The 15,788-nt window shown below is 62.4% G+C and carries 22 protein-coding genes; 2 read left to right on the forward strand and 20 right to left on the reverse strand.

The features are described 5' to 3' along the window. The first annotated feature begins 73 nt into the window (after positions 1-73). On the forward strand, positions 74-943 hold the full coding sequence (locus K1X71_10865) for a hypothetical protein (GenBank protein MBX7073637.1): 870 nt from the start codon (positions 74-76) through the stop codon (positions 941-943). Next, positions 940-2,103: a hypothetical protein gene (locus K1X71_10870; protein ID MBX7073638.1), complete on the forward strand. Its 1,164-nt coding sequence runs from the start codon at positions 940-942 to the stop codon at positions 2,101-2,103. The genes K1X71_10865 and K1X71_10870 overlap by 4 nt, the downstream gene beginning before the upstream one ends. On the opposite strand, the gene K1X71_10875 is transcribed toward K1X71_10870, so the two are convergent. The 20 genes from K1X71_10875 to rplN all read right to left on the reverse strand — a co-directional run bounded on the left by K1X71_10875 (position 2,018) and on the right by rplN (position 15,750). Beyond that, positions 2,018-4,339, reverse strand: a complete 2,322-nt coding sequence (locus K1X71_10875; GenBank protein MBX7073639.1) for a serine/threonine protein kinase — start codon at positions 4,337-4,339, stop codon at positions 2,018-2,020. The two genes, K1X71_10870 and K1X71_10875, sit on opposite strands and share 86 nt — an antisense overlap. Positions 4,340-4,493: 154 nt before the next feature. Further along, positions 4,494-5,081 carry a hypothetical protein gene (locus K1X71_10880; protein ID MBX7073640.1) on the reverse strand — a complete coding sequence of 196 codons (588 nt, stop codon included), beginning with the start codon at positions 5,079-5,081 and terminating at the stop codon, positions 4,494-4,496. Between the two features lie 34 nt (positions 5,082-5,115). After that, on the reverse strand, positions 5,116-5,697 hold the full coding sequence (locus K1X71_10885) for a 50S ribosomal protein L17 (GenBank protein ID MBX7073641.1): 582 nt from the start codon (positions 5,695-5,697) through the stop codon (positions 5,116-5,118). A 67-nt stretch (positions 5,698-5,764) separates the two neighbouring features. Beyond that, a complete protein-coding gene (locus K1X71_10890) occupies positions 5,765-6,748 on the reverse strand; it encodes a DNA-directed RNA polymerase subunit alpha (protein MBX7073642.1) in 984 nt (327 codons plus the stop codon). Between the two features lie 106 nt (positions 6,749-6,854). Continuing rightward, the gene (gene rpsD, locus K1X71_10895) at positions 6,855-7,481 is read right to left on the reverse strand and encodes a 30S ribosomal protein S4 (protein ID MBX7073643.1); all 627 of its coding nucleotides are present in this window, start codon (positions 7,479-7,481) and stop codon (positions 6,855-6,857) included. Positions 7,482-7,572: 91 nt separating this feature from the next. Further along, positions 7,573-7,974 carry a 30S ribosomal protein S11 gene (rpsK, locus tag K1X71_10900; protein MBX7073644.1) on the reverse strand — a complete coding sequence of 134 codons (402 nt, stop codon included), beginning with the start codon at positions 7,972-7,974 and terminating at the stop codon, positions 7,573-7,575. Positions 7,975-8,029: 55 nt separating this feature from the next. Next, the gene (gene rpsM, locus K1X71_10905; GenBank protein MBX7073645.1) at positions 8,030-8,413 is read right to left on the reverse strand and encodes a 30S ribosomal protein S13; all 384 of its coding nucleotides are present in this window, start codon (positions 8,411-8,413) and stop codon (positions 8,030-8,032) included. Positions 8,414-8,478: 65 nt separating this feature from the next. After that, positions 8,479-8,592: a 50S ribosomal protein L36 gene (rpmJ, locus tag K1X71_10910; GenBank protein MBX7073646.1), complete on the reverse strand. Its 114-nt coding sequence runs from the start codon at positions 8,590-8,592 to the stop codon at positions 8,479-8,481. A gap of 159 nt (positions 8,593-8,751) precedes the next feature. Then, positions 8,752-9,501 carry a type I methionyl aminopeptidase gene (map, locus tag K1X71_10915; GenBank protein ID MBX7073647.1) on the reverse strand — a complete coding sequence of 250 codons (750 nt, stop codon included), beginning with the start codon at positions 9,499-9,501 and terminating at the stop codon, positions 8,752-8,754. A gap of 55 nt (positions 9,502-9,556) precedes the next feature. Further along, entirely contained in the window at positions 9,557-10,123 is a 567-nt protein-coding gene (locus K1X71_10920) for an adenylate kinase (GenBank protein ID MBX7073648.1), read from the reverse strand. A 49-nt stretch (positions 10,124-10,172) separates the two neighbouring features. After that, positions 10,173-11,537: a preprotein translocase subunit SecY gene (gene secY, locus K1X71_10925; GenBank protein MBX7073649.1), complete on the reverse strand. Its 1,365-nt coding sequence runs from the start codon at positions 11,535-11,537 to the stop codon at positions 10,173-10,175. A gap of 70 nt (positions 11,538-11,607) precedes the next feature. Next, complete coding sequence (gene rplO, locus K1X71_10930) at positions 11,608-12,120, reverse strand: 50S ribosomal protein L15 (protein MBX7073650.1); 513 nt, start codon at positions 12,118-12,120, stop codon at positions 11,608-11,610. Next, entirely contained in the window at positions 12,117-12,689 is a 573-nt protein-coding gene (rpsE, locus tag K1X71_10935) for a 30S ribosomal protein S5 (protein MBX7073651.1), read from the reverse strand. Before rpsE ends, rplO begins: the two co-directional genes overlap by 4 nt. Beyond that, on the reverse strand, positions 12,634-13,002 hold the full coding sequence (gene rplR, locus K1X71_10940) for a 50S ribosomal protein L18 (GenBank protein MBX7073652.1): 369 nt from the start codon (positions 13,000-13,002) through the stop codon (positions 12,634-12,636). The genes rpsE and rplR overlap by 56 nt, the downstream gene beginning before the upstream one ends. Positions 13,003-13,058: 56 nt before the next feature. Further along, on the reverse strand, positions 13,059-13,604 hold the full coding sequence (gene rplF, locus K1X71_10945; GenBank protein ID MBX7073653.1) for a 50S ribosomal protein L6: 546 nt from the start codon (positions 13,602-13,604) through the stop codon (positions 13,059-13,061). Positions 13,605-13,674: 70 nt separating this feature from the next. Then, positions 13,675-14,070 (reverse strand): 30S ribosomal protein S8, encoded by a 396-nt coding sequence (rpsH, locus tag K1X71_10950; protein MBX7073654.1) that lies wholly within the window; start codon positions 14,068-14,070, stop codon positions 13,675-13,677. Between the two features lie 35 nt (positions 14,071-14,105). After that, on the reverse strand, positions 14,106-14,291 hold the full coding sequence (locus K1X71_10955; protein MBX7073655.1) for a type Z 30S ribosomal protein S14: 186 nt from the start codon (positions 14,289-14,291) through the stop codon (positions 14,106-14,108). A 59-nt stretch (positions 14,292-14,350) separates the two neighbouring features. Continuing rightward, positions 14,351-14,914: a 50S ribosomal protein L5 gene (gene rplE, locus K1X71_10960; protein MBX7073656.1), complete on the reverse strand. Its 564-nt coding sequence runs from the start codon at positions 14,912-14,914 to the stop codon at positions 14,351-14,353. A 111-nt stretch (positions 14,915-15,025) separates the two neighbouring features. Continuing rightward, a complete protein-coding gene (rplX, locus tag K1X71_10965) occupies positions 15,026-15,382 on the reverse strand; it encodes a 50S ribosomal protein L24 (protein ID MBX7073657.1) in 357 nt (118 codons plus the stop codon). After that, entirely contained in the window at positions 15,382-15,750 is a 369-nt protein-coding gene (rplN, locus tag K1X71_10970; GenBank protein MBX7073658.1) for a 50S ribosomal protein L14, read from the reverse strand. Before rplN ends, rplX begins: the two co-directional genes overlap by 1 nt. Positions 15,751-15,788 lie beyond the last annotated feature (38 nt).

Genomic DNA, 15,788 nt, shown 5'->3' on the forward strand with positions numbered 1-15,788 from the left:
ACTCGGCCAAGGCGTTATTGGTAGCGCCGCGCCAACCATGATCGGGGTAAATATGCCGGACTCGTCGCCGCCTGTGGACTCGGCTAACGAACTGCAATTCCACACTGTCGAACCGGCGGGCGATGAAGGGTCGGCCGAATCGCGCAGTCGGAACTGTTTTCTCTGCGACCAGCCCATCGCCGACACGTATTACGCCATCGCCGACTCGATGGTCTGCCCCGCTTGCCGCGAGCAGTTGAACGCCCCGGTCGCCGGCACCAGGATCGGCCGGTTTGCGAAGGCGTCGGTCATGGGACTGGCAGCGGGCCTTGTCGGCATGATCGTATGGTTCGCTGTGCGGCGCCTTGCCCAGATCGAAGTCGGCTTGATCGCCGTGGTGGTGGGCTACATGGTGGGCAAGGGAGTGCGTTGGGGTTCGAGAAACCAAGGCGGTTTGGGATATCAACTGCTGGCGGTGACGATCACCTACTGCTGCATCGCGGCGAACTACATGCCCGACATTTTCGAGGCGGCCTTCAGCGCCGCGCCAGAGAACCAAGCGGCGGCTGACCCTAATGCGCTGCCCGCCGATCCGATGGCCCAAGCTGCCAATGAACAACAAGCCGCAGGCGATGCTGCGGCGGCAGTGGAGGTCGACGCGCCCGCCGCGAATCAAGCGGCCAAAGACGCAGCGGCCGCAGCGCCCCCAGTAGCGGATGAACGGCCGATAACCGCCGGCGAATTGGTGACCGCACTGGCGATGATTGCGGCGCTGGCCTTTTTGTTTTCGCTGGCCGTGCCGGTGCTGAGCGGCGCCGAGAACCCGATTGGACTGTTGATCGTAGGCTTCGCGCTGTGGGAGGCGTGGAAGTTCAATGCGCGCCGCCCGCTGGCGATCTCCGGACCCTATCAGTTGGGCCCGACGCCTGCGGATGATATTGCGGCCGCTGGAGAATCGCCTTGACGATTCCCGCCGAAATCGTGGCGATCTGCCGACAGTGCGGCAGTGAATTGGCGCCGGCGATGCGGGCCTGCCCTGGCTGCGGTCGCCTGGTATACGCCGATCGGCTGTCTGAACTCGCACTGGCCGCGAACGCCGCCAGCGACCGCGGCGATGCGACCGCCGCCATGGCCGCCTGGCGCGAGGCCTTGGAATTGCTGCCGGCGGATTCGCGGCAACATCAGGTGGTCGCGGCGAAGATCACGGAATTGGGCAGTCGCATCGAGCGCGGCAGCGGGGCCGCGTCGGCCGAACGCCAGTCACCCGCGCTACGATTGGCGGCGGGCGTGGGCGCGCTGGGCTTGCTGTTGTGGAAGCTCAAAGCGCTGTTGCTGGGGCTCACCAAGGGAACCACGCTGTTCACCATGCTCCTGTCGCTGGGCGCGTATTGGACGATGTGGGGCTGGAAGTTTGCGCTGGGGATGGTGCTGTCGATCTATGTGCATGAGATGGGGCACGTCTTTGCGCTGCGGCGTTATGGATTTCGCGCCGGCGCGCCGATGTTCATCCCGGGGCTGGGCGCGTTGATTCGGATGCAGCAGCAGGTGGTCAATCCCAAGGAGGACGCGGCGATCGGCCTGGCGGGGCCCATCTACGGACTGGGGGCCGCACTGGTGGCGCTGGGCCTGTGGCGCGCGACCGAATTGCCGGTGTTTGCCGCGATCGCGGGCGTGGGAGCGTGGATCAACCTGTTTAATCTGATGCCGCTTGGCTCGCTGGACGGCGGGCGAGGCTTTCACGCCATGTCGCGCGCCCAGAGGTTGCTGGCCGCGCTGGCGGTGGGGGCGGCGTGGTGGCTGACCGGCGACGGGGTGCTGCTGCTGGTCGGCATCGTGGGACTAGCGCGCGTGCTGGGAGACAAGGCAGAGACCAAAGGCAGTGGCAAAACAACCGTTCTCTATATTCTTTTGGTGGCGTCGCTCACGGCGATTTCGCTGACGCGAACGCAGATCGAGATCGGCGACGAAGCGGCAGCGCTCGCGCCGCCGCGCACGGCTTTTTTCCAGAATTGGGAAATGTCGAAATCAGTGGGCGTGGCTAGTTGTCTTTTGGACGCGCATCGGGCGGCTCAAAAAACGCGGTCTGGTCAAAACTGGAGGACGCGGTTCCCACCTCTGTCGTGAACGAGGTGCTGCCAGAAGCGGCGGTCGCCGCGTTCCGATTAGCGGCGGTTTCCTGGCCGGTGGCGGCCGAAGATTGTGGAGGGCGCGCTTGACCGCGTTCGTGACGACTCCACCAAGCCTCCGCGTCGTCCAATGACCAATTCGAAGCGACACGATTGAGCATTGCCGCCAGATCGCGCGCCGTCTGCGGTCGCTTGGCGCGACTCTTTTCCAGACAGGCCAGGATCGCATGCTCGAGTTCGGCGGAGATCGACCGACCCAATCGCCGTGAGGGGGACTCGGGGATCGCCGTGAGGTGCTGTTGGCAAAGCTCGCGGAGCGTTTGGGCGCTGAACGCCGTTTGACCGGTCACCAGGAAGTAACCCACCGCGCCCACGGCATACAGGTCGCTGCAAGCATCGACCGAATCTGGCGTTTGGATGGATTCGGGCGACATGTAGAGCGGCGTGCCAGACATCTCGCTGCCGCCCTCGCGCCCTTCCTTCTCTTCGTCGATGGCTTTGACGAGGCCGAAGTCGAGCACCTTGACCACATCGGGCTCGGCGCCACGGCGATTGAGCATGATGTTCGCCGGCTTGATATCGCGATGCACCAGACCCAGCGAGTGCGCTTCGAAAAGCGAGGCGCAGATTTGGCGCAAAATGCTGACGACACGACCCTCGGGCTGGGGACCGTACTGTTCGACCAAGGTTTGGAGATTGAGTCCGTCGAGGTACTCCATCGCGTAATAAAACACGCCCTCCGGAGTTCGACCGTAATCAAAAATCGCGACGGTGTGCGGGTTGTTGAGTTTGCAGGTGATCTGCACCTCGCGTTCAAACCGCTTGATCGACGCCTCGTTGACCCGTTCCACATCGAGCAGTTTGATCGCCGTGGCGCGGCGGAGCATGGCGTGTTGCCCCATGTAGACGACCCCCATCGCGCCGGCGCCAATCTTCTCCAACAGGCGGTATTGTCCTAGTTGCTTGGCTTCGATGGTGGCCTTCTGGGCTTTGCGTTGGAGACGCGCCACAATGATCGTGAACACGAAAATCGCCAGCGCCCCCAGTCCCAGCAGAGCGAACATCGCGAAGAACGCCCGCTTCAAGATCGCCAACGGACGATAGGCCTCGCCGGTGTCAACTTCGGTGATGAGCCCCAACTGGTACTTGGGCAACCAGGACCAAACGCCCACCGAATATGACCCTCGATAGTCGCGATAGCCCTGCATATCGATTCCCGACGTGCCGGCCACGGCCGCGGCGCAGATCTTGGTAAGCGGCAACTCTCGCCGCCGGACCTTGGGGCGAAATCCCTGGGTCATGTCGCCACCGGGATCGCGAACCTGCAGATTCAAGATTGACGCGGCCAAATCCTCATCGGGCAAAAGGCCCAGCAGAATCAGAGTTTCGTCAAACCGGCTATTCGAGACCATCAAGCCGTCCTTGTTGACGGCATAGGTTTCACCCGTTTGACCAATCCGGCCAAGCTGCAGAATCGAAGTAAATTCCTTCTCCGGGCGAATGCGAAACGCCAACACGCCGACGACTTGAAAACTATCGTTGCGGATCGGCGCGCATACGAACATCGTGGGCGTTCCGGTTCGTGTGCGCCCCGTAGCGTCCTTGAGGACCACTACGCTGGGCATGGGATTGGAGACGGTCGGCTCTCCATCCAGCGTGCGCGCAAGAAAACCGGCGTATTGCGGAATGACTTGCCCGACGAGTTCGGTGGCGGTCGCCGCCACGATGCGCAACTCGCGATCGGCCACCATGAATGCGACGAAGTCGTGGGCGGACATGCCCGGCTCTAACTCCTTTTCCAATTGCAGTCGCGCTTCGCTGTTGCCAGCGGAGCTGGCGGCCTGGTCGGGAGCGCTGGGAGCAGGTTGATCGGCGGCCGTGAGCAATTGATTCACGTGTTTGCGGACATCCGTGTTGTTGGCCAACCCCACGGCGCTCGATTCCTGCACCGCGAACCACTTTTCGAGCATGGAGCGCTCGATATTCATGAGGGCTTGCAACTCCGACCGCAGGCTGTCCTCCATCGTTTGGTGGATCGAACGGTTAATCACGTAGCCGACGATCGCCAAAAGGAAAACTGCCACGATCGGCCAAATCCAAAGCTGCTTTTTGAGCAACAGGCCCGTGCGCGACAGGCTGCGACCGAGCGAGGTCTGGCCAAAGGTCATGTGGGCTTCAACACGGTCGCGACTGCGCGTCAATCGTCGTGTATGTTTCGTGAAAAATTCCCACATGAAATATCACCAGAAAGACGAGAAAATTGGCCAAACCAAGTCAAAGCGATCTTAATTGTGGGCCATTCAGCCAGCAACGAGATTCCAGCGCGTCCGTCGGCCAAGACCGCCAATGGCTCAACGGAGCGCGGGATGTGACCGCTTGGCTTAACCCCTAAAGCCGAATGAGCTTCGGCGCGGGAATGACCTGCCCGGTCACGCGCTGGTGGCGGCGGCAGAGGGCGGCGAAGTCGTCGGCGAGCCAGTCATAAAGCTCCGCCGGGGGCGCGAGGCGCAGCCACTTTTCCACCAGGGCGCGGCACAGGTCGTCGTAGTCGCGCTCGCTTCGGCTGTGGGCGTAGCAGCGGCCGGCGAAGCGCCGCAGGTCGCCATCGAAGGCGGGGCCGATGTGCCACAACTCATGCACGATGGTGCAGAGTTTTTCGGCCAGCGGTTGCTGCAAGAAGCGCGGCAGGTAGAACCGCAGGATGTAAAGATACTCGGCGCCCGCGGGGTCAAAGAGGCGCTGCAGCGTCCAGCGCCGGCGACCGCGGAGCGATTGCAATTCGCCGCCGGCGAAGCGCAGCGGCGTGAGCGAGGCTTGCAGGCCGTGCGCGCGGCCGTTGCGGGCGCGACTCCAGGCGATGGCCACCCGCGCGACGTCGATGTGCGCCAGCTCGGGCAGGCGACTGGTCAGATCGTCGCAGACTCGCCGGATGGCGGCGGTGAAGTCGAAGCCGGTTTGAGCCGCGTGCCAAGTCATCCGTGACTCGCGTGTTGGCGGCGCCACGGCAGGACTACCGGGCGTCGGCCGTTTCGCCTTCGAACTTTGGCGCCGGGGCGCGCTGCGTGACGCGATCGCGGACACCGACAAACTCGATGATCGCCCGCGCGCCGGCATCGCCCAGCCGCGGCTTGGCGAGTTTGAGGATGCGGGTGTAACCTCCGGGCCGATCGACGAAGCGGGGCGCCACCGAATCGAACAAGACGCGCACGGCGTCTTTGTTGCCCAACAACCGCAGGGCGCGGCGCCGGGCGGCGACCACCGGAGCCATGGCGGCGACCCACTTGGCGTGTTGATCGCTCTCGCGCCAGGCCTTCCAGCCTTGCGTGCCGCGCTCGTCCTTGGCGGCGAACTGGCCCGCCTTCTCCAGGTGCGGCAGCGCACGGCGCGCGATCGTCACGCACTTTTCCACGTAAGGCCGAATTTCCTTGGCCTTGGGCAGCGTGGTGACAATGCGACCCTTGATCTTGGGATCGTTATCGAGGCCGATCGGCTCGAGCTCGGTGAGCAGCAGGCTGGACGCCATGTTGCGGTACATGGCCTTGCGATGGCTGGGGGAGCGGCCGAGCACTCGGCCTTTTCTGCGATGTCTCATGGCGATCGATCCCGTCGGATAATTTCGCGGACTGTGATTTTTAACTTAGGCGGAATGCTGATGTCGATCAGCGCGACCCGGCCGGGACACGCATGCCGAGCCGCAGGCCCAGGTCGGTCAGCTTTTCCTTGACTTCGTTGAGCGTGGTATCGCCGAAATTGCGCACTTCGAGGAGTTGCTCCTCTGCCCGCTGCACCAGATCGCGGAGGCTGTGGATGTTCTCGGACTCGAGGCAGTTCATCGCGCGGACCGAGAGGTTGAGCTCGGAGAGGCTCATGCCCAGCTTGGCCTCGAGCGCGGCGTCGCCGGCGCCGCCGCGGCGCGGCTCGGCATGGACCGAGGGGCCCAACTCGGCGTACTGCACGAACGGGTTGATGTGCTTGCGCAAAATCTTGGCCGCCTCCACCAGCGCCATCTCGGGCGTCACGGTGCCGTTGGTCCAGATTTCGAGCGTCAGCTTGTCGTAGTTGGTCTTTTGACCCACGCGGGTTTCTTCCACCTCGTAGCGGACGCGGATCACCGGGCTAAAGACGGCGTCAACCGGAATGATGCCGATCTCTTGCGATTGCTGGTCGCGCTCGGCCACCGCCTCGTAGCCGCGGCCATTCTCGACCACCATCTCCATCACAAAGGGGATGTCCTGCGTGAGGGTGGCGATCACGTGGTCTTTGTTGATCACCTCCACCGCCTCGTCGGTCTTGACGTCGGCGCCGGTGACCAGCCCCTTGGTGTTCTTTTCGATCCGCACCACCTTGGTCTGTTCGCTGTAGTTCTTGAAGATCAGCGACTTGCAGTTGAGGACGATGTCGGTCATATCCTCGACCACGCCCGGCAGGGTGGTGAACTCGTGCTGGGCGCCGTGGATCTTGATCTGCGTGACGGCGCTCCCCTCCAGGCTGGACAAGAGCACGCGGCGCAGGCTATTGCCGATGGTCGATCCGAAGCCGCGTTCGAACGGCTCGGCGACAAACTTGCCATAGGTCGACGACAACGTCGCGCGCTCGGCGGCGACTTGACTGGGCAGTTCGAGACCACGCCATCGAATACGCATGGACCGTCTCCATTTGCAAAGGCGAATGGCCGCGCCTCCCAGGCGGGGCCAGACTGTGTGTTGTTTGTAACGGGCGTTGTGTGCGGTTCGTCGCGGGGCGTGTTGACTAGCGCGACACCAACTCGACGATCAACTGCGTTTGCACCGGCAGCGACACGTCTTCGGCGTCGGGCAGGCGAGTGACAATTCCCTCGGGCAGGTCGCCTTCGATCACGCTCAAGAAGTCGGGCACCTGGCGCTGATTCTCGGCCATGTTCGACTGCACGAATTGCACGCTCTTGGGGCGATTTTTGACGCGAATCACGTCTCCGGCGCGGACCAGATAACTGGGGATGTCGACCCGGCGGCCGTTGATCGTAACATGGCCGTGATTGACCAACTGGCGGGCCTGAGCGCGGCTCAGCCCCCAACCGAGGCGATGGATGATGTTGTCCAGGCGGCGCTCGAGCAGGCTCATCAGCGTGCTGCCGGTGTTGCCTTTGGAGCGCTCGGCCATGGTGACATAGGTGCGGAACTGGCGCTCCAGCACGCCGTAGTAATGCTTGACCTTCTGCTTTTCGCGCAGGTGCACGCCGTAGTCGGTGAGCTTGGCGCGACGCGACTGGTTCATGCCGGGGGGCGAGCTGCGGCGCTCGACCGCGCATTTGGGGGTGTCGCAGCGATTGCCTTTGAGAAACAGCTTGAGGCCTTCGCGGCGACAGAGCCGGCAAACCGGACCAACGTGACGAGCCATGAGTACCTAAACCTTGATCGACTGCAAAGGTGAGTTGTGGGGTGTAATGCGGGCCGGCGAGCGTGTTTGCCGCGCGGCGAAATAGCGGAGTTTAGACGCGGCGCTTCTTGGGAGGGCGACAACCGTTGTGCGGCAGCGGGGTGATATCTTCGATCGAGCGGATGGTCATGCCCGCGGCCTGTAGCGCGGTGATGGCGCTCTCGCGTCCGGAACCTGGCCCGCGCACGCGCACGTCCAATTCTTTGACGCCGAACTTGGAGGCCTTTTCAGCGGCTTGCTGCGCGGCCATCTGGCCGGCGAAGGGAGTGCTCTTGCGGCTTCCCTTGTAGCCCGCCGTGCCGGCGCTCGACCAGCACAAGGTGTCGCCCTTGGTGTCGGTGATGGTGACCGTGGTGTTGTTGAAGGTCGCCTTGATGTAGGCGATGCCGGCGGTGACGTTGCGCCGCGTCTTGCGACGTTTGGCGCCGGCCGAGCTCGCTGCTGCCTTACCCACTCGATTGAACTCCCTGTGTGATGACTTCGCTAAAACTTGCCGAACCTGGCCGCGATTAGCGGAGGTCCTTCACGCCCTTCTTGCCGGCCACGGTCTTCTTGGGGCCCTTGCGGGTACGGGCGTTGGTCTTGGTTCGTTGGCCGCGCACCGGCAAACCACGACGATGCCGGATGCCGCGATAGCAGTTGATGTCGCGCAGCCGCGCGATGTTCTGCGCCAGTTGACGACGCAACTGGCCTTCGACGGTGTAATCTTTGTCGAGCAGCACCGAGATGCGGGCCAGCTCGTCTTCGGCCAGTTCGCGGGCATGGGCCTGCGGATTGACTCCGGCCTTTTGGCAGAGCTCTAGCGCCGACTTGGGACCAACGCCATACAGGTACGTGAGCGACACCCAAGCGGGCTTGTCGTTCGGGATATCTACACCCATCAGACGAGGCATGAACCGATTCTCCCTACGCGGCGGGGCCGCGATGCATCCCTAGTGGCGCCAAAAAGCGCTAAATCTTAACCCTGACGCTGCTTATGACGTGGATTGTTGCAGACCACAAAGACCACGCCGCGCCGGCGCACGATCTTGCAATGCTCACAAATCCGCTTGACGCTTGCGCGAACCTTCATGACCGCAATCCTTGACCGCTCTAGTGGCTAGGTCGAAAGCACCTAAGTATATGAGTCCTGGCCGTTCCAACGCAAGGCACTACGGCGTGATTTTTGCTCCCCGCCGGTTGGTTTTCGCTGGCGGCTTTTGCTGTCCCGCCATTTGGCGGCGCTAGACCCTCACGGCGCCGGCTGATCGGGGGGGCCGGTGAGCACGTAGGGGCCGTTTTGCGTCATCGCAATCGTGTGTTCGAAGTGGGCGCTCGGCTTGCCGTCGTGAGTCGACTGGGTCCAATGGTCGGCGAGCGCCTTGACGCGTTTGCCCCCCATGTTGACCATCGGCTCGACGGCGATCACCAACCCCGGCTCCAGCTTGAAATCGCCGTTGCGACGCAGCGAGCCGCTGACAAAGTTTGGCACCTGCGGGTCTTCGTGCATGTCGCGGCCAATCCCGTGGCCGACGAAACATTCGACCACCGAGAAGTTGGCGTCTTTGACATAGCGTTCCATCTCGCCGGCCACCTCGCTCCATACCTTGGCGGTGGCCATCTTTTCAATGGCCACCTGCAAAGCGCCTTTGGTGATGTCCAAGAGCCGCGCCACGTCTGGCGCCACCTGGCCCACCGGATGGGTGTAGGCGGAGTCGCCGCACCAGCCATCGAACTTCACCCCGATGTCGATGCTAACGATGTCTCCTTCTTTGAGCTGGCGCGGACCGGGAATGCCATGCACCACTTCGTCGTTGACCGAGATGCACGAGGCGGCGGGGAACGGGATTTTGCCCGGCACCCCTTTGAAGAGCGGAATGCCGCCGCAGTTGACAATGTGCTCGTCGATGGCGGCGTCGATTGCGCCGGTGGTGACGCCGGGGCGGACCATCTCGCGGGCGATCTGGTGGGCCTGCCAGACCACCAGGCCGGCCTTGCGCATCAGCGCGATCTCGCGTGGGGAACGAAGGGTATGCACGGTAGGGGGCGTTTGTTTTCTAGGCGGTGGGTGTGTGGCGTTGGATAGCTTGCATGATGCGCTGAAAGACTTCTTCCGTCGTACCGATGGCGTCGATCGCCTCCATCAATCCTTTGTCGGAGTAGTAACGAATCAAGGGACGGGTTTGATCCTGGAAAGAGCGGAGCCGTTGGCGAATGATCTCGGGGTTGTCGTCGGACCGACCGCGGTCTGACAGTCGGCGCGTCAACTCGGCCTCGTCGACCACCAGTTCGATCACCACATCCAACGGAGTGCCCTGCTGATGCAGGTATTCGTCGAGCGCTTTGGCCTGCCCCAGGGTACGCGGAAAGCCGTCGAGCAGATAGCCGCGCTGACAATCGGGTTGCACCAACCGCTCGCCAATGAGTTGCAAAATCAAGGGATCGGGCACCAGTTGCCCGGTGTTGATGTAGTCGCTAGCCAGCCGGCCGAGCCGGGTTTTTTCTTGTTGAGCCTTGCGCAACATTTCGCCGGTGCTCAGGTGCAGGATCCCGAGCTCGCGAATCATGTTGGCCGATTGGGTACCTTTTCCGGCTCCGGGCGGACCGATGAAGACTATCCGCATGGGCGCACTCTCGGAGCCTGCGACGCCGGCTTTGACCGGCGTCCGGCGGCTACTTTTCCAGAAGGCCTCGGTAGTTTCTCATCACGAGGTGGCTATCGATCTTTTGCACCAGATCGAAAGCGACGCTCACCGCGATCAGCAAGCCGGTTCCTCCGTAAAAGCTGGCGATCTGAAACGGCACGCCCAGCGAACTGGAGACGATGGTCGGCAAGATGGCGACTAGGGCCAAAAATCCGGCGCCCACATACGTGATGCGGATCATCACCTTTTCGAGGTAGTCGCCAGTGCGTTTGCCCGGCCGATATCCCGGGATGAACGTGCCAAAATCCTTGAGGTTGTTGGCCATGTCCTTGGGGTTGAAGGTGATGGCCGTCCAGAAGTAGCAGAAGAAGTAGATGAGCACGATGTACAGCACGTTGTAAAAGAACGAGGTGCCGCGCGAGAAGGCGTCGTTGAGCCCGGCCAGCAGGCCGCTGTTCGGAAAATTCTGATACAGCGTGGCGAAGATGATCTGCGGAAACATCAACAGACTGCTGGCGAAGATGATCGGCATGACGCCTGATTGATTGACCCGCAGCGGCAGATACTGCCGACCGCCGCCAAACACCCGGCGTCCGCGCACATGCTTGGCGCTTTGGGTGGGAATGCGGCGCTGACCCTGCGTGATGAACACCACGCCCATGATGACGCCGACAAACAGCACGGCGAGCACGATCAGGGTTTCGACCCCCATTTCGCCCACGCCACCGCCGGTTAGCTGAATGCCATTTTGCAAAATGGGCGCAATCAGGTCGTAGCCAGCCTGCGGCATGCGGGCAAGAATGCCGGCCATGATGAGCAAGCTGATGCCGTTGCCGATGCCGAACTCGTCGATCTGCTCGCCGAGCCACATGAGGAACACGGTGCCGGCAGTCATGGTGGCCACCGCCACGATGGTCCAACTAAACCAAAGATGTCCGCCGGAGGTGAGAAACTCCGCCCGCACGAAATTGGAACGCACGAGCCAGGCGACATAGAACCAGCTTTGCACCAGGCAGATGGCCACGGTGGCGTAGCGGGTGTACTCGTTGATCTTTTTGCGGCCGGTTTCCCCCTCTTTTTGCAGCCGTTCGAGCGGAGCCCACACGCTGCCGAGGAGTTGAAAGATAATCGACGCCGAGATGTACGGCATGATGCCAAGGCCGAAGATGGTGGCCTCGCTCAACTGGCTGGCGCTGAACACCGCCACCTGCTGCAGCATGGCGCCGACGCCTTGGTTGCCGGCGTTCTTGAAGAAGTTGCGCATCACCTCCTGGTTGACGATCGGGAGCGGGATGAACCAGCCCACGCGATAGATCGCCAAGAAGAGGAGCGTGAGCAGAATCTTCTGCCGCAACTCAGGAATCGTGAAGATGACGCGAACTTTTTCCCACATAGTTCTAGTCCGTTTCGCGCGCTGCGCAAGCGGTCACGAGCCCTGATCCATCGGGGCACGACCCGCGCGACTACTTGCTGGCAGCCGCCCGCTTGGCTTTGCCTTTGCTTTTTTCGGGACGCTTGACCGGCGCTGGGCCGGGCAGAATGACCGCTTCGCCGCCGGCGTGCTTGATCTTTTCGGCGGCCGCCGCGCTGAAGCGATGGGCCGAGATCTTGAGCTTCTTGGTCAATTGACCATTGCCAAGAATTTTGAGCAGTTCGTAGCGGACCTTCAAGCGGCCTTTTGCCTTGAGGGTCTCGGGGGTGACCTCTTCGCCCGCCGAGAACAACTCGTCGAGCTCGCCCAAGTTGACGCTGACGACGATCCGCGCCCATTGGTTGTTGAAACCGCGTTTGGGAATGCGGCGCACCAACGGCATCTGGCCGCCTTCGAAGGCCGGATGGGCGGTCCAGCCCGCCAATTGGCCTTGGCCCTTGTGGCCGCGGCCGGCGGTCTTGCCGGTGCCGGAGCTTTCGCCGCGACCGAGCCGCTGCGGCTTTTTGTTCTTTTTGATCTTTTGATGGACGTCGTGAATGTTCATGCCAGCGAAACTCCGCGCAGGCGCTCGATGTCTTGCGGCGACCGCAGTTGATGCAGCGCGTCGAGCGTGGCTTTGACGAGATTGATGGGGTTGTTGGAGCCGAAGCTCTTGGTCAGGATGTCGTGGATGCCAGCCGCCTCGCACACCGCGCGAACACTGGCGCCGGCGAAGACGCCGGTGCCGGGGCTGGCGGGCAGGAGCACGACCTGGGCGGCGCCGTAGCGTCCCTTGACGGCATGCGGAATGGTGGCGCCGGCCAGCGTGATTTCTTTCATGCTGCGGCTGCCGTCCTTGACCGCCTTTTCGACCGACGGGGGGACTTCGTTCGCCTTGCCGTAGCCCCAGCCGACCTTGCCGCGGCCGTTGCCGACCACGACCATGGCGGCGAAGCTGAACCGGCGACCGCCTTTGACCACGGCGGCGCAGCGGCGGATCTTCACCACTTTGTCAATCAACTCGCCACGTGTTGTTTCGTTAGCCACGCTGGGTCGCGCTCCAATTCTTGTCGAACGGTTAGAAACTGAGTCCCGCCTCGCGGGCGGCTTCGGCCAGGGCCGCCACGCGGCCATGATATTTGTATTCGCGGCGATCGAACTTCACCTGCTTGACGCCCGCGGCCAGGGCGCGCTCCGCCACCAAGCGGCCAATCGCCTGCGCGGCGTCTTTGTTGCCGCCGTACTTGAGGCCGCCGCGCACATCCTTCTCGATGCTGCTGGCCGCCGCCAAGGTGCGGCCGCCATCGTCGTCGATGATTTGAGCGTAAATGTGTTGATGACTGCGGTGGATGGTCAAGCGCGGGCGCTGCTCGTCTCCGCGAATTGTCTTGCGCACGCGGAAACGGCGGCGCTGGCGTTGCTTGGCAATTGTTTTTTCGTGGTTCACTGCGGTTTACCTTCGCTCTCGTGACATCGGGGCCGTCGACTCGCGCCAGCGGGACGTTATTTGATCGTCGCCTTGCCGGCCTTGCGACGGACCTGTTCGCCGTCGTAGCGGATGCCCTTGCCTTTGTACGGTTCTGGTTTGCGAATCGCACGCACTTCGGCCGCGAACTGGCCCACCAACTGCTTGTCGGCGCCTTGAATCACGACGTGCGTTTGATCGGGGCAGGTCACCTTGAGCCCTGCGGGGATCTGCTTGTGAACTTCGTTGGCGTAGCCGGCGCGAATTTGCAGGACGTTGCCCGAGATCGCTCCCAGGTAGCCGACGCCGACGATTTCCAGCTTCTTTTCATACCCTTTCGACACGCCTTGCACCATGTTTTGGATCAAGGCGCGGGTCAGGCCGTGCAGGGCGCGCGACAACCGCTCGTTGTTCTCGCGGGTGACGGTAATCGTCTTGGCGGCCTGGTCGTAAGCCACCTTCACCTCGGGACGATGGGCGAATTCCAGTTTGCCCTTGGCGCCTTCGACCTGGATCAACCTGTCGGTGAGTTGGACTTTGACGCCGTCGGGCACGGCAACCGGCAGTTTTCCAATGCGTGACATGATTCGTGGCTCGGCAGGCTATTGATTCGTGGTCGGTTTAACCGGAGGGGGATGCTTCGCGTTTCGGGGACTACCAAAGTTCGCAGAGGACTTCGCCGCCCAGGTTGCGCTGGCGCGCCTCGCGATCGCTGATCACGCCGCGGCTGGAGCTGATGATGCGGATGCCCAGGCCGTTGAGGACGGGCTTCAGCTCGGCCGAGCGGCTGTAAATGCGACGGCCGGGCTTGCTGACGCGGCGAATATGACGAATCAGGCGTTCGCCGTTGGGTCCGTACTTGAGGTGAATCCGCAGTTGCCGCGCGGGCGCCGATTCGACCTCCTCGAAATCCCAGATGTAGCCTTCGCGCTTGAGCACTTCGGCCACACCCCGCTTGACCTTCGACAGCGGCATCTCGACGGCAGGACGCTCGACACGCACCGCATTCCGAATGCGGGTCAACATGTCGGAGATAGGGTCGGTCATCATAGGAATCTGGATCCTCTTGCTTTGCGCGCCAGCGCTTACCAGCTCGACTTCTTAACGCCAGGAATCAGGCCTTCGTTCGCCAAGTTCTTGAAGCAAATGCGGCACACGCCGAACTTGCGATACACGGCACGAGGCCGGCCACATAGTTTGCACCGCGAGACGCGCCGGGTGGAAAACTTGGGCGTCTGCTTGGCTTTCGCGATCTTTGACTTGCTCGCCATGCGGCTTCCTGTCAATCCAGCGGTAAAGGATATTCGGGCTAATCAGAAACGGAACAATGCTACGCCGCGCCAGCCGATTGGTCGGCCGTGCGGAACGGAAGTCCCAACAGCCGCAGCGCCTCGCGCGATTCGTCGTTGCTGTTGGTGGAAAACACCAGCGTGATGTTCATGCCTTGCTGGCGGGTGTACTTGTCAGGATTCAGTTCGGGGAACACCAATTGCTCGGAGAGGCCGATGCTGTAGTTGCCGTGGCCGTCGAAGGCGTTGGGGTTCACACCGCGAAAGTCGCGCACACGCGGCAGCGCCAGCGAGACCAAACGATCCAAGAACTCCCACATGCGATTGCCGCGGAGCGTGACCTTGCAACCGATTGGCTGATCTTCGCGGAGCTTGAAGCCGGCGATCGATTGGCGGGCCTTGGTGATAATCGCCTTTTGGCCGCAGATTTGGGTGAGCGCCGCTTGCGCCTCTTCGAGATATTTCTTTTCGGTGATCGCGGCGCCGACGCCCATGTTGACGGAGATCTTTTCGAGATGCGGCAGCGACAGCACATTGGTGCGGCCAAACTTCTCGGCCAACGCCGGTAGCACCTCTTGCAGGTACTTCTGCTTCAGCCGCGGCACGGCGGTGCTGGCCGAGACGGGCTCGTCGCCCCCCTTGGTCTTCTTGGGCTTGTCGGCCTTCTCGGCCTTGGGTTTGTCTTGCTTCTCTTTGGCAGCCACGTTCGTATCCTCTTATTTCTTCGCCGATTTCGCGTAACGGGCTCGGGCGGGGGCGACCTGGCCATTGCCCGCGCCGCACGACTTGCAAAACCGCTCTTTGCTGCCGTCGTCCAGATACCGGGCGCCGGTGCGCGTCGCGGCGCCGCACGACTTGCAGACCAGCAGCACATTGGCCACGCGGATCGGCATTTCCTTCGACAAGCGGCCGCCCTGCGGGTTCCGCTGGCTGCGGCGAACGTGCTTGTAAACGCGGTTGACCCCTTCGACCACCACCTTGCCGGCGTCGGGAAGCACCTTCAAGATGCGGGCGCGCGTGCCGCGATCGTCGCCGGTGCGAACCTCGACCATGTCTTCGACTCGTAGATGCATCACACCACCTCGCTCGCCAGGCTGACGATCTTCATGAAATTGCGGTCGCGGAGCTCACGGGCCACCGCGCCGAAGATGCGGGTGCCGCGAGGATTTTTGTCGTTGTCGATGATTACTAGGGCGTTGGAGTCGAACCGCACATAGCTGCCGTCCTTGCGCCGCGTTGGTTTGCGACAGCGGACGATGACCCCCTTGACCACGGCCCCCTTCTTGATGTCGGAGCCGGCGATCACGCTCTTGACGCTGCACACGACGATATCGCCCAGCCCGGCCGTGCGACGGTGGGTGCCGCCGAGCACCTTGAAGCACATGACTTCCTTGGCGCCGGTGTTGTCGGCCACATCGAGCCGGGTTTGCATCTGAATCATGGTTGACTACCTAAAATCTTGCCTGGGTCTGGCGGGGG

This window comes from Pirellulales bacterium (genome assembly GCA_019694455.1).
Classification (GTDB): Bacteria; Planctomycetota; Planctomycetia; order Pirellulales; family JAEUIK01; genus JAIBBY01.

What these genes read in the sequence shown, in the direction of transcription:
- K1X71_10875 (MBX7073639.1), bottom strand. Translation starts at nt 4,339, where the DNA reads ATGTGGGAATTTTTCACGAAACATACACGACGATTGACGCGCAGTCGC.
- K1X71_10880 (MBX7073640.1), bottom strand. Translation starts at nt 5,081, where the DNA reads ATGACTTGGCACGCGGCTCAAACCGGCTTCGACTTCACCGCCGCCATC.
- K1X71_10885 (MBX7073641.1), bottom strand. Translation starts at nt 5,697, where the DNA reads ATGAGACATCGCAGAAAAGGCCGAGTGCTCGGCCGCTCCCCCAGCCAT.
- K1X71_10890 (MBX7073642.1), bottom strand. Translation starts at nt 6,748, where the DNA reads ATGCGTATTCGATGGCGTGGTCTCGAACTGCCCAGTCAAGTCGCCGCC.
- rpsD (MBX7073643.1), bottom strand. Translation starts at nt 7,481, where the DNA reads ATGGCTCGTCACGTTGGTCCGGTTTGCCGGCTCTGTCGCCGCGAAGGC.
- rpsM (MBX7073645.1), bottom strand. Translation starts at nt 8,413, where the DNA reads ATGCCTCGTCTGATGGGTGTAGATATCCCGAACGACAAGCCCGCTTGG.
- rpmJ (MBX7073646.1), bottom strand. Translation starts at nt 8,592, where the DNA reads ATGAAGGTTCGCGCAAGCGTCAAGCGGATTTGTGAGCATTGCAAGATC.
- map (MBX7073647.1), bottom strand. Translation starts at nt 9,501, where the DNA reads ATGCGCAAGGCCGGCCTGGTGGTCTGGCAGGCCCACCAGATCGCCCGC.
- K1X71_10920 (MBX7073648.1), bottom strand. Translation starts at nt 10,123, where the DNA reads ATGCGGATAGTCTTCATCGGTCCGCCCGGAGCCGGAAAAGGTACCCAA.
- secY (MBX7073649.1), bottom strand. Translation starts at nt 11,537, where the DNA reads ATGTGGGAAAAAGTTCGCGTCATCTTCACGATTCCTGAGTTGCGGCAG.
- rplO (MBX7073650.1), bottom strand. Translation starts at nt 12,120, where the DNA reads ATGAACATTCACGACGTCCATCAAAAGATCAAAAAGAACAAAAAGCCG.
- rpsE (MBX7073651.1), bottom strand. Translation starts at nt 12,689, where the DNA reads ATGGCCGCGTGGCGGCCCTGGCCGAAGCCGCCCGCGAGGCGGGACTCA.
- rplF (MBX7073653.1), bottom strand. Translation starts at nt 13,604, where the DNA reads ATGTCACGCATTGGAAAACTGCCGGTTGCCGTGCCCGACGGCGTCAAA.
- rpsH (MBX7073654.1), bottom strand. Translation starts at nt 14,070, where the DNA reads ATGATGACCGACCCTATCTCCGACATGTTGACCCGCATTCGGAATGCG.
- K1X71_10955 (MBX7073655.1), bottom strand. Translation starts at nt 14,291, where the DNA reads ATGGCGAGCAAGTCAAAGATCGCGAAAGCCAAGCAGACGCCCAAGTTT.
- rplX (MBX7073657.1), bottom strand. Translation starts at nt 15,382, where the DNA reads ATGCATCTACGAGTCGAAGACATGGTCGAGGTTCGCACCGGCGACGAT.
- rplN (MBX7073658.1), bottom strand. Translation starts at nt 15,750, where the DNA reads ATGATTCAGATGCAAACCCGGCTCGATGTGGCCGACAACACCGGCGCC.